The organism is Streptococcus agalactiae (genome assembly GCF_949788565.1).
Classification (GTDB): Bacteria; Bacillota; Bacilli; order Lactobacillales; family Streptococcaceae; genus Streptococcus; species Streptococcus agalactiae.
Map to the genome: position 1 here is coordinate 1,921,576 of NZ_OX460931.1, position 11,423 is coordinate 1,932,998.

The 11,423-nt window shown below is 36.3% G+C and carries 11 protein-coding genes; 5 read left to right on the forward strand and 6 right to left on the reverse strand.

The window, feature by feature from the left end:
* Positions 1-52: 52 nt before the first annotated feature.
* Positions 53-256, forward strand: a complete 204-nt coding sequence (locus QOR44_RS09725; RefSeq protein WP_000191849.1) for a cold-shock protein — start codon at positions 53-55, stop codon at positions 254-256.
* Positions 257-312: 56 nt separating this feature from the next.
* Here QOR44_RS09725 and mutS read toward each other — a convergent pair whose 3' ends face one another.
* Both mutS and argR read right to left on the reverse strand, forming a co-directional pair.
* Positions 313-2,889 carry a DNA mismatch repair protein MutS gene (gene mutS / locus QOR44_RS09730; protein WP_001118381.1) on the reverse strand — a complete coding sequence of 859 codons (2,577 nt, stop codon included), beginning with the start codon at positions 2,887-2,889 and terminating at the stop codon, positions 313-315.
* Between the two features lie 56 nt (positions 2,890-2,945).
* A complete protein-coding gene (gene argR / locus QOR44_RS09735) occupies positions 2,946-3,383 on the reverse strand; it encodes an arginine repressor (protein ID WP_001033152.1) in 438 nt (145 codons plus the stop codon).
* Between the two features lie 221 nt (positions 3,384-3,604).
* Here argR and argS point away from each other — a divergent pair, with 221 nt between their 5' ends.
* Entirely contained in the window at positions 3,605-5,296 is a 1,692-nt protein-coding gene (gene argS / locus QOR44_RS09740) for an arginine--tRNA ligase (protein WP_000379862.1), read from the forward strand.
* Between the two features lie 87 nt (positions 5,297-5,383).
* Positions 5,384-5,692: a bacteriocin immunity family protein gene (locus QOR44_RS09745; RefSeq protein WP_001138861.1), complete on the forward strand. Its 309-nt coding sequence runs from the start codon at positions 5,384-5,386 to the stop codon at positions 5,690-5,692.
* 26 nt (positions 5,693-5,718) lie between these two features.
* On the opposite strand, the gene QOR44_RS09750 is transcribed toward QOR44_RS09745, so the two are convergent.
* The 4 genes from QOR44_RS09750 to hisS form a co-directional block, all read right to left on the reverse strand.
* Positions 5,719-6,591 carry a YitT family protein gene (locus QOR44_RS09750; protein WP_000915473.1) on the reverse strand — a complete coding sequence of 291 codons (873 nt, stop codon included), beginning with the start codon at positions 6,589-6,591 and terminating at the stop codon, positions 5,719-5,721.
* Between the two features lie 107 nt (positions 6,592-6,698).
* On the reverse strand, positions 6,699-7,643 hold the full coding sequence (locus QOR44_RS09755; RefSeq protein WP_000857770.1) for a YitT family protein: 945 nt from the start codon (positions 7,641-7,643) through the stop codon (positions 6,699-6,701).
* On the reverse strand, positions 7,633-9,384 hold the full coding sequence (gene aspS / locus QOR44_RS09760) for an aspartate--tRNA ligase (protein ID WP_000830931.1): 1,752 nt from the start codon (positions 9,382-9,384) through the stop codon (positions 7,633-7,635). The genes QOR44_RS09755 and aspS overlap by 11 nt, the downstream gene beginning before the upstream one ends.
* 92 nt (positions 9,385-9,476) lie before the next feature.
* Entirely contained in the window at positions 9,477-10,757 is a 1,281-nt protein-coding gene (gene hisS, locus QOR44_RS09765) for a histidine--tRNA ligase (protein ID WP_000775905.1), read from the reverse strand.
* Positions 10,758-10,976: 219 nt separating this feature from the next.
* Between hisS and rpmF the strand changes: the two genes are divergently transcribed.
* Positions 10,977-11,159 (forward strand): 50S ribosomal protein L32, encoded by a 183-nt coding sequence (gene rpmF, locus QOR44_RS09770; RefSeq protein ID WP_000290414.1) that lies wholly within the window; start codon positions 10,977-10,979, stop codon positions 11,157-11,159.
* 15 nt (positions 11,160-11,174) lie between these two features.
* Positions 11,175-11,324: a 50S ribosomal protein L33 gene (gene rpmG / locus QOR44_RS09775; RefSeq protein ID WP_001265622.1), complete on the forward strand. Its 150-nt coding sequence runs from the start codon at positions 11,175-11,177 to the stop codon at positions 11,322-11,324.
* The last annotated feature ends 99 nt before the right edge of the window (positions 11,325-11,423 follow it).

The window sequence follows — 11,423 nt, forward strand, 5'->3', positions numbered from 1 at the left end:
TTTTTACCTTTTTTATTTTTTACAGTAACATTTTTAGAAAGGTAATAAACAAATGACACAAGGTACAGTGAAATGGTTTAACTCAGAAAAAGGTTTTGGCTTTATTTCTAGCGAAACTGGAACAGACGTCTTCGCTCATTTTTCAGAGATTAAAGTTGATGGCTTCAAAACTCTTGAAGAAGGACAAAAAGTAACATTTGATATTCAAGATGGTCAACGTGGACCACAAGCAACAAATATCAATCTTGTTAAATAATTAAAAAAGAGCCTAAATGAATTATTTAGTCTCTTTTTTGTTGCCTAAAGGCTATTTTATAATAATTTCTTTAAATCAAATATAGCATTCATAGCTTGCATTGGAGTTAGATTCATTATATCTATCGCTTCTAACTCCTCAATAACCCTACCTGCATTTGAATGTTCTTCAAAAAGCGATAATTGTCCTTGTTGCTTCCCAGGATCTAGTTCCTCATTTAAGTCAGCAGTAACAGCTTCTTGGGGGGCTGATACGATCAACTGTACTGCATCAGCTTCCAACTGTGATAAAATATCAGTTGCCCTATCCAATAAGTCAATTGGTAAACCAGCTATTTTTGCGACGTGTATCCCATAAGACTTGTCCGCAGGTCCAGGTTCAATTTTATGTAAGAAGGTAACTTCTCCATCTCTCTCTAAAGTAGCCACGTGTACATTGACAAGCCTTGTCAATTGTTCAGATAAATCTGTCAACTCATGGTAATGAGTTGCAAACATTGTTTTTGCCCTAACACGGTCATGAATATATTCTATAATCGATTGAGCTAATGCCATACCATCATAAGTGGCTGTCCCTCGACCTAATTCATCAAAAAGAATCAAAGATTTATCACTGGCTCGTTTTACAGCCTGATTCGCTTCCATCATTTCTACCATAAAGGTTGATTGCCCAGAAATTAAGTCATCAGCAGCACCAATCCTAGTAAATATTGCATCAAATACAGGCAAATCAACTTCGTCTGCCGATACAAAACCTCCCATTTGTGCCATAATAACTGTCAAAGCTAACTGGCGCATATAGGTCGACTTACCACTCATATTTGGTCCTGTAATCAACTGGATATCTGTCTGACTATCAAAATAGATACTATTGGGAATATATTCTTGCACTCCCATCACTTTTTCAACGGTTGCATGACGCCCATTCTTAATCTTAATCTGATGTTCATCATTAAATTTGGGACGAACATAGTGATGATTTTCTGCAACTACTGCCAAACTCTGTAGAACATCAACGGTTGCAATAGTCTTTGCTAACTCTTGAAGACGTTTAATATAAGATTCTACTTGAGCACGAACACGCATAAAAATATCATATTCTAAATTTGAAGATTGCTCGCGAGCTTCGAGCATTTCACCTTCAATTTTGGCTAGTTCTGCTGTTCCATAGCGTTCAGAATTTTTTAATGTCGCTTTACGGAAAAAATGCTCCGGTACTAGTGATAAATTGGAATTGGTCACATGGAAGTAATAGCCGTCTTTTTTATTATAATCAATTTTAAGGGTACCGATACCACTTGCTGCTCTTTCCTTAGCTTCAATATCAGCAATCCAACCTGTACCTTCACGCATCACTGTTCGATAATTATCCAATTGCTTATCAAACCCAGACTTGATAATGTTTCCCTCAGTGATAGTAGTCTGTGCTTCTGGGGCTATCGCCGTATTAATTAAACTTTCTAATTCAGGCATAGTGTCAATCTTGTTGACAACAATGTCAAGCTCAGGTTGATTGAAGGACTGTAAAATCATTTTAATCCGAGGAATTTGTGATAAGGTCCGTCCGAGTTGCAATAGATCTTTAGGGTTGGCTTTTCCGAAAGATACTCGACTTGCTAGGCGTTCAATATCATATACACCCTTTAAACTTTCTGTGAGATCGTTTCTCTCAAAAAAATAATCAAGAAACACTTGAATAATATCTTGACGTTCCTTGATTCGATTCATACTTACCAAAGGCCTGTCAATCCAAGTTCTCAGCATTCGAGTTCCCATCGCTGTTTTAGTCTCATCTAACAACCAGTAAAGACTTCCATGCTTCTTGCTTGTTCTAGCATTCTCCAGTAAATCTAGACTATTTTTCGTTGCATATGACATTTGTAAATAGTCCTTTATTTCATAATGAACTACTTTCTGTAAATGACTAAGTTCACGCTTTTGTGTTCTATGCACATATTGTAAAAGTTTTTCCGCAGCAGATATTTCCAAATCAGTTAACTGCTCATCAATCAAATGAATATCATTAAGTCGTTCGTCTTCGTATGACAAAAGCAAGTTCATCTGCTTCGTCAGTAGGTGATTTTTTTCGTCCGTCAATTGATATCCTACTACAATCTCACGAGCTTTTAAATTTAGTATTTCACTACGGACGGACTCAAAATCTGTTAAAAGGGTTGCCTGAAACTCTCCAGTTGAGACATCCATATATGCTAGACCAAATGTTTGTTGATCTTGCGAATCAATCGCTACTAAGAAATTATTAGCACTATCCGGCTTCGTTGACTCCACAACCGTTCCTGGGGTAACAACTTGCACTACCTCACGCTTGACCACTCCCACAGCTTTTTTAGGATCTTCCATCTGCTCAGCAATGGCTACTTTGTAACCTAATTCAACTAAAACGTCAATATACTGTTGAGCTGAGTGATAGGGAACTCCTGCCATTGGGATTGGCTTTTCTGCGTTCTTATTTCGACTAGTCAAGCTAATTTCCAGGATTTGTGCTGCTTTTACCGCATCATCATAAAATAATTCATAAAAATCACCCATTCTAAAAAGCAAAAAAGCATCTGGATAATTCTCTTTTATATCCAGATACTGTTGCATTCCCGGTGATATCGTTGGCTTGGCCATTTCTCACTCCTAACTAACGGGGCTGGCTGCCATGCTCAGCTCCTCAATCATTATATTTATAAACCTACTGATAGTTCTTTTTCAAAAACTTTGGCAATATCTTCATTTTGACAAATCACCAACAAGGTGTCTGCTCCTGCCATTGTTCCTAAAATCTCTGGCAGCCCTTTCTCATCAATAAAGTTTGCTAAAACGCTAGCCTCCCCTAAATTAGTATTTAAAACTAACATAAAACTTGCTCGCGATACTTTCAAAATATATGAGCGTAAGGCTGGGCTAAATCGATTTGAAGTAGCTGTTGATAAACTATAATATAGCTTACCTTCTGGGCTACGTAATTTTAAAAGACCAATCTCACGCAAGTCTCTTGACAGAGTCGCTTGTGTGACATCGATTCCTTCATTTTTTAAATGTAATTTAATTTCTTCTTGTGTGCCAATCTGCCCTGATTGGATTAAACGTTTAATACGTTTTTGGCGTTCTATTTTATTCATGTTATTCAATCCTTTTTAGTTAGAATTATGCTTACCAAATTATATCAAAAAAAATTGTCTTTTTCACTTAGTAGTGATATCGTAATCATTCTGTAAAAAAGCTATAAAGTAGGCTAGTTCTTTACAGAATGCATTATGAATTTAATCAACAAGTTCTCGTCTATTTTTCATAATTATGTTAAAATAGGGTGACTATATTACTAATTAAAATAGGAGATACCATGGATACAAAACATCTAATTGCGAGTGAAATTCAAAAAGTTGTTCCAGATATGGAACAATCGGCCATTCTTTCTTTATTAGAAACCCCAAAAAATTCGAGCATGGGAGATTTAGCTTTCCCAGCATTCTCTTTGGCTAAAACTCTACGCAAAGCACCTCAAATAATTGCTAGTGACATTGCTGAACAAATTAAAAGCGACCAATTTGAAAAGGTGGAAGCTGTTGGACCTTACGTTAACTTTTTCCTTGATAAAGCCGCAATCTCAAGTCAAGTTCTAAAACAAGTCTTATCTGATGGTTCTGCCTATGCTACTCAAAATATTGGTGAAGGACGAAATGTTGCCATTGACATGTCTAGTCCAAATATTGCTAAGCCATTCTCAATTGGACACCTTCGTTCAACAGTTATTGGTGATAGTTTAGCTAATATTTTTGATAAAATTGGCTATCATCCTGTTAAAATTAATCACCTTGGCGACTGGGGTAAACAATTTGGAATGTTAATCGTTGCTTATAAAAAATGGGGCAATGAAGAGGCTGTCCGTGCTCATCCCATCGATGAACTTTTAAAACTTTATGTCCGTATTAATGCTGAAGCCGAGACAGACCCTAGCGTTGATGAAGAGGCACGTGAGTGGTTTCGTAAACTTGAAGCTAACGATCCTGAAGCAACTGAATTATGGCAATGGTTCCGTGACGAGTCATTATTAGAATTCAACCGTCTTTACGATAAAATGAATGTTACATTTGATAGCTATAACGGCGAGGCATTCTACAACGACAAAATGGAGGAAGTGCTTGAACTGCTAGAATCTAAAAACCTCCTGGTCGAATCTAAAGGTGCACAAGTTGTTAACCTAGAAAAATACGGTATTGAACATCCTGCTCTCATTAAGAAATCCGATGGAGCAACTCTCTACATTACACGCGACTTAGCTGCTGCACTTTACCGTAAACGTACCTACGATTTTGCAAAATCAATCTACGTTGTAGGAAACGAACAGTCTGCACACTTTAAACAACTAAAAGCTGTTCTTAAAGAAATGGACTACGATTGGTCCGATGATATGACTCATGTTCCTTTTGGCCTTGTAACAAAAGGAGGAGCAAAATTATCAACTCGTAAAGGAAATGTAATTCTCCTTGAACCTACTGTTGCAGAAGCTATTAATCGTGCGGCATCTCAGATTGAAGCTAAAAACCCTAACCTAGCAGATAAAGATAAAGTTGCTCAAGCAGTTGGTGTAGGTGCTATTAAATTTTACGATTTGAAAACTGATCGTACAAATGGTTATGACTTTGACTTAGAAGCAATGGTATCATTTGAAGGTGAAACTGGGCCATATGTACAATATGCACATGCTCGTATTCAATCAATCTTACGTAAAGCTAACTTTAACCCATCTAATAGCGATAATTACAGTCTCAACGATGTTGAAAGCTGGGAAATCATCAAACTCATCCAAGATTTTCCTCGTATTATTGTACGTGCGGCAGATAATTTTGAGCCCTCTATTATTGCAAAATTCGCTATCAATTTAGCTCAGTGCTTCAATAAATATTACGCCCACACACGTATTTTAGATGAAGACGCTGAAATCAGTAGTCGTCTAGCACTTTGCTATGCAACTGCTACAGTATTAAAAGAATCTCTTCGCCTCCTAGGAGTTGATGCTCCAAATGAAATGTAAGAAATGACACTACTAAGACTGTCAAATTTATGACAGTCTTAATTTTTTATATTATAATAATAGCACAACAAGTTACAGGAGAATGCCATGCCATCAGAAAAAGAAATATTAGATGCTCTTAGTAAAGTTTATAGCGAAGAAGTAATACAAGCAGATGATTATTTTCGTCAAGCTATTTTCGAGCTTGCTAGTCAACTTGAAAAAGAGGGGATGAACTCACTCCTAGCTACAAAAATTGACTCACTTATCAATCAATACGTCTTAACACATCAATTTGATGCTCCTAAAAGCATATTTGATCTTAGTCGCTTGGTAAAAACAAAAGCTAGCCATTACAAGGGAACTGCTATCTCAGCTATTATGCTTGGTAGTTTCTTAAGTAGAGGACCAAAATAAAAATACAGGCCAGACAGCCTGTATTTTTATTTATCGTAATTTCTTCGTCGAATTTTAAAATCTGAGCTAATAACTTCATCTACATTTATAACAGAAATAAAAGCATCTGGGTCTAAATCAGCCATGATTTCTTTCACATCACGCACTTCACTTGGGTTAAGAGCTACGTACAAGACATCATGCTCTCTACCTGAGTAGGCACCTTGGCCCCGTAAAAAAGTTACACCCCTATTAATTTCATGCAAAATGGTTGCTGCTGCAGATTCTGATTCTTTGGTAATAATGATCATTCCACGAACAGTGTAGCCCCCGTTTTCGACATTTGTTAACACTTGACTAAATACAAAGCTAGCTACTAACGTATATAGCATCTGTTGTAAATTAATATAAACAAGTGAAGACGTTAGAACTATAGCATCAATAAACAATAAGGTTTGCCCTAATTTTATTCCAGATTTTTCCTCTACAATACGACCAATAATATCTGCACCACCTGTAGTTGCACCATATCTAAATACTAAACCACTACCAGCTCCTGCTAAAATTCCAGCAGCTACTGCAACTAACATCATATCGTTTTTCAAAGGGACTGTTACAGGGATTTGTTGCCAAAACCACATGAAAAAAGACATTAACACTGTACCATATATAGTTAACAATAAGGATTTTTTCCCTAAAATCCTAGCCCCTAATATAAATAACGGGATATTAAGAAGAAGTGATGAAAGTGCTGGATTAACTCCGAAAAGTGCATGGATAATCAAGGTGACACCGGAAATACCTCCTTCAGCCAAATGATTAGCCATATTAAATTTGACAAATCCGAAAGTATAGAGAGCCACACCAAAGGCAATTAAAATAGCTTCTTTTATCTTTGTTTTTAAATCCAGTTTCAACATAGGCTTAATCCTTCCTTATTCAAAAAAGCTAAAGTTGTTTAAACAACTTAGCTTAATAACATCATAATGTTTCCTTAGTGGCGGTTGACCAAAAGTCATATATACAGTTAATCATCATCAACGAATCGTCCAATAATATGAACATTTTCTGCAACGGAAACAAAGGCTTTTGGATCTGCTTTTAGCATTAAATATTTAAAATCACTAAATTCTTCACGTGTTAATATAGTTATTAAAACTGCTTTTTTCTCATGATTATAAGTACCTTCAGCATCATTGATACAGGTTACACCACGATGTAAATCACGATGGATACGTTTAATGACGCAATCAGGCTTACTGGTAACAATCATCGCTTGCATCTTTTTTTGCTTTGTAAAAATGGCATCTGTAACTCTACTTGATACAAAAATGGTCACCATCGAGTACAAAGCGTACTTCCAACCAAATAAAAGACCTGCAAATAATAAAATAATACCATTAATAATAAAAGAAATACTACCTACATCTCTGCCTGTTTTCTTTCTAATTGTCAAACTGATAATATCTGTTCCCCCACTAGAAATTCTAGACTTAAAGCTAAAACCAACACCAGCTCCCATAATTAAGCCACCAAAGATAGCATTGATTAAGGGATCAGTTGTAAGGGTGATTTGAGGCATTAGTTGAATGAAGATAGAGCTTACAGTTACTGTGATAAACGTAAAAATAGTAAATTTATGTCCAATCTTACGCCAAGATAATATCAGCAAAGGGATATTAATGGCATAAAAAGCTAAAGCAACTGGTATTTCAAAAGAAAACCAGTGTTTACTGACAGCTGAAATAACCTGAGCTAAACCAGTTGCTCCACTTGAATAAACATGTCCAGGTTGAAAAAAGAAATTGACAGCAACACTGGATAGAATACCATACAGTAGTGAAGCCGAAATTTTCTCTGCATATTTTTCTCGTGAGATACTTTTTAAAGTGTGTAAGAGACCAAATTTTTTAGCCCATACACTGATAATATATTTTACCTTTTTTTCTAAAGGGGTTCGTCTAGTTTTCATAACTTTCTACAGTAAGTGATAATTCTTCTAATTGTTGTTCTGAAACGAGACTAGGAGCTTGAGTCATTGGATCACTAGCCTTATTGTTTTTAGGGAATGCAATAACTTCTCGAATATTGTCCTTGCCTGCTAACAACATAACAAAGCGGTCAAGGCCTATTGCCAATCCACCATGTGGTGGGAAGCCGTAATCCATAGCTTCAAGTAAGAAACCAAACTGTTCCTGAGCTGATTCAGCGCTAAATCCTAAAGCCTTGAACATACGCTCTTGTGTATCTTTTTGGTTAATACGTAGGCTACCACCGCCTAACTCATATCCATTCAAAACAATATCATAGGCAACTGCACGTACTTTAGCCAAATCCCCTTCCAACTCATGCGCTGTCTCCGCTGTTGGCAAGGTGAATGGATGATGAGCCGACATATATCGTCCCTCTTCTTCTGACCACTCAAACATTGGCCAATCAACAACCCATAGGAAATTAAATTTAGAATAATCAATGAGTTCAAGTTCTTTTGCAATGCGTGTACGAAGCGCTCCTAAAGTCTCGTTAGCTACTTCAAGACTATCTGCTACAAATAGAATTAAGTCATTATTCTCTAGCTGCAAAGCTTCTGTCAACCTACCTTCAATAGCTGTCAAGAACTTAGCAACCGGACCTGAAATAGTATTATCTACATATTTTAGCCATGCTAAACCTTTGGCACCGTATTGTTTTGCAATTTCTGTTAATTTATCAATATTTTTTCGAGAGTACTTGTCCGCCTTATCTTTGACAACAATCGCTTTAACTACTGAAGCTTCTGAGAACACCTTGAAGTCAACTTCTTTTACAATTTCTGTCAAGTCTTGTAAAAGCATATCAAACCTTGTATCAGGCTTATCAGACCCGTAGTTATTCATTGCATCATCATATGCCATCCTTGGGAATGGTAAAGAAACCTCTAAACCTTTAGTGTCTTTCATTACTTTAGCAATCATACCCTCAACAATGTCTTGAATTTCTTGATCACTAAGGAATGATGTCTCCAAGTCAACTTGTGTAAACTCAGGTTGACGATCTCCACGTAAATCCTCATCACGGAAACATTTGACAATTTGATAATAACGATCAAATCCTGCATTCATCAATAGCTGTTTTGTAATTTGAGGGCTTTGTGGAAGGGCATAAAAATGTCCTTGGTTGACACGTGATGGAACCAAATAGTCTCGTGCCCCCTCTGGAGTTGATTTTGTTAGCATCGGAGTTTCGACATCAATAAACTCTAAGTTGTCAAGGTAATTACGGATTGAGTGTGTTACTTTCGCACGTAATTTGAAATTTTCAAGCATTTCCGGACGACGAAGATCCAAGTAACGGTAACGCATGCGTGTATCATCATTTGCCTCAATACCATCTTTAATTTCAAATGGTGTTGTTTTCGAGGTATTAAGAACCGATAATTCTTGCACTTTTAATTCAACTTCTCCTGTTGGTAAATTATCATTAGCTTGTTCTCGTGCTGTCACTACACCACTAACCTCTATAACAAATTCACTACGGAGACTTTCTGCGGTTGCCATAACTGAGGCTGATACTTCTTCAGGATTAATAACTAATTGCATGATTCCCTCGCGATCGCGAAGATCAATAAAAATAAGGCCTCCAAGGTCACGACGACGACCAACCCATCCTTTTAAAGTAATCGATGTTCCTATGTGCTCACTACGAACACGCCCAGCATACATACTACGTTTCATCTATTTTCTCCATTTAAAATATTCATTCCAACCTATTATAACAAAAAGCACCTAAAAACCCCACCCATTAAGGAGAGTTTTTAGGAACTGTTTTACAATCCTAATTGTTTAAGCACAGATGAAAAATCTGTTTTAATGTTTTCAAAACTAACTTTAACTTCTTGACGTGTTTGATTATTTTTTAAACTGACCTCTTTCGAATCTACTTCACTGCTACCTAATGTCATAATCACTTTAGCATTAAAAGTATCTGCAGACTTAAATTGTGCTTTGATTTTACGACCCAAATAATCACGCTCTACTTTAAAACCTTGATGACGTATTGATTGTGCCAAATCTAAGGCAGCTAGATTAGCCTCTGTTCCTAATACAGCTATATACAGATCTATAGTATTTTCTATTGGTAAAGAAATCCCTTGCTTATCTAATATTAAGAGCAAGCGTTCTAATCCTAATCCAAAACCAAATGCTGGTGTTTCTGGTCCACCAAAATAGGATACTAAGCCGTCATAACGGCCTCCAGCACAGATCGTTAATTCATTATCTTCAATCTCAGTGATAAACTCAAAAATAGTATGGTTATAATAATCAAGACCACGAACCATATTAGTATCAATGATGTATGGAATATTTAGAGCATCAAGCATATGACACACAGCATCAAAGTGGGCTTGGCTTGACTCATCTAAATAATCTAAAATAGAAGGAGCATTTTCAACTGCTAGTTTGTCTTCTGGCTCCTTAGAGTCTAGTACGCGCAATGGATTTTCATTCAAACGACGTTGACTATCCTTAGACAATTGTTCACGTATGGGTGTTAAGTAATCAATAAGAGCTTGGCGATAGGCTTGACGACTTTCTGGACTCCCTAAACTATTAAGATGAAGTTTAACATTTTTGATACCTAAATCTTCAAATAGATGATGTCCCATTGCGATTGTTTCGACATCAGTTGCTGGATTATTTGATCCAAAGCACTCAACGCCTACTTGATGAAATTCTCGTAAACGACCAGCCTGTGGGCGCTCATATCGGAACATTGATCCAATATAATACATTTTGGTTGGTTTTTGAACTTCTGGTGCAAATAGTTTATTTTCAACATAAGAACGTACAACAGGTGCTGTTCCTTCTGGACGAAGCGTAATGTGACGATCTCCTTTATCATGAAAATCATACATCTCTTTTGTAACGATATCCGTTGTATCCCCAACTGAGCGACTAATAACCTCGTAATGTTCAAACATTGGTGTACGAATTTCATCATAATGATATTGTTTAAAGAGATTGCGTATAACATTTTCAACGTATTGCCACTTTGCTGATTCTCCAGGTAAGATATCCTGAGTCCCTTTTGGTTTTTGAAGTTTCATAAGTTTACCTCTTCGATTAGTTTTCTCTTTAAACATTCTACCATTTTTTCTTATATTTTAAACAAGCATATATCATTTGCTTTAGTTTGATAGTATTTTCACCATGAAATTGTAAAAATAAAAAGTTTTGTCAAGTAACTTTACTTTACAAAAAAGATATGTTATCATAGTGAAGTTGATGAAAATCAAAACTTACACATCGAAAGGAAGAATAAGAAAATGGCAGTACCTGCACGTCACACTTCAAAAGCGAAGAAAAACAAACGTCGTACACACTACAAATTGACAGCTCCATCTGTACAATTCGACGAAACTACTGGAGATTACTCACGTTCACACCGTGTATCACTCAAAGGATACTACAAAGGACGTAAAATCGCTAAAGCTAACGAAGCTAAATAATAGAAGGGAGATACCATGCGCGTAAATATTACACTTGAACATAAAGAATCTGGTGAACGCTTGTACCTTACTTCAAAAAACAAACGTAACACTCCAGACCGTCTTCAATTGAAAAAATACTCACCAAAACTTCGTAAACACGTTGTTTTCACTGAGGTTAAGTAGACATTCAACACACGTCAGTTGAGACGAAAAACATTGATTTCATGCGATTTTTGAAATTTTAAATTTCAGTAGATTGCAATAAAAATCAGCCGAATGACT

What these genes read in the sequence shown, in the direction of transcription:
- QOR44_RS09725 (WP_000191849.1), top strand. Translation starts at nt 53, where the DNA reads ATGACACAAGGTACAGTGAAATGGTTTAACTCAGAAAAAGGTTTTGGC.
- mutS (WP_001118381.1), bottom strand. Translation starts at nt 2,889, where the DNA reads ATGGCCAAGCCAACGATATCACCGGGAATGCAACAGTATCTGGATATA.
- argR (WP_001033152.1), bottom strand. Translation starts at nt 3,383, where the DNA reads ATGAATAAAATAGAACGCCAAAAACGTATTAAACGTTTAATCCAATCA.
- argS (WP_000379862.1), top strand. Translation starts at nt 3,605, where the DNA reads ATGGATACAAAACATCTAATTGCGAGTGAAATTCAAAAAGTTGTTCCA.
- QOR44_RS09745 (WP_001138861.1), top strand. Translation starts at nt 5,384, where the DNA reads ATGCCATCAGAAAAAGAAATATTAGATGCTCTTAGTAAAGTTTATAGC.
- QOR44_RS09750 (WP_000915473.1), bottom strand. Translation starts at nt 6,591, where the DNA reads ATGTTGAAACTGGATTTAAAAACAAAGATAAAAGAAGCTATTTTAATT.
- QOR44_RS09755 (WP_000857770.1), bottom strand. Translation starts at nt 7,643, where the DNA reads ATGAAAACTAGACGAACCCCTTTAGAAAAAAAGGTAAAATATATTATC.
- aspS (WP_000830931.1), bottom strand. Translation starts at nt 9,384, where the DNA reads ATGAAACGTAGTATGTATGCTGGGCGTGTTCGTAGTGAGCACATAGGA.
- hisS (WP_000775905.1), bottom strand. Translation starts at nt 10,757, where the DNA reads ATGAAACTTCAAAAACCAAAAGGGACTCAGGATATCTTACCTGGAGAA.
- rpmF (WP_000290414.1), top strand. Translation starts at nt 10,977, where the DNA reads ATGGCAGTACCTGCACGTCACACTTCAAAAGCGAAGAAAAACAAACGT.
- rpmG (WP_001265622.1), top strand. Translation starts at nt 11,175, where the DNA reads ATGCGCGTAAATATTACACTTGAACATAAAGAATCTGGTGAACGCTTG.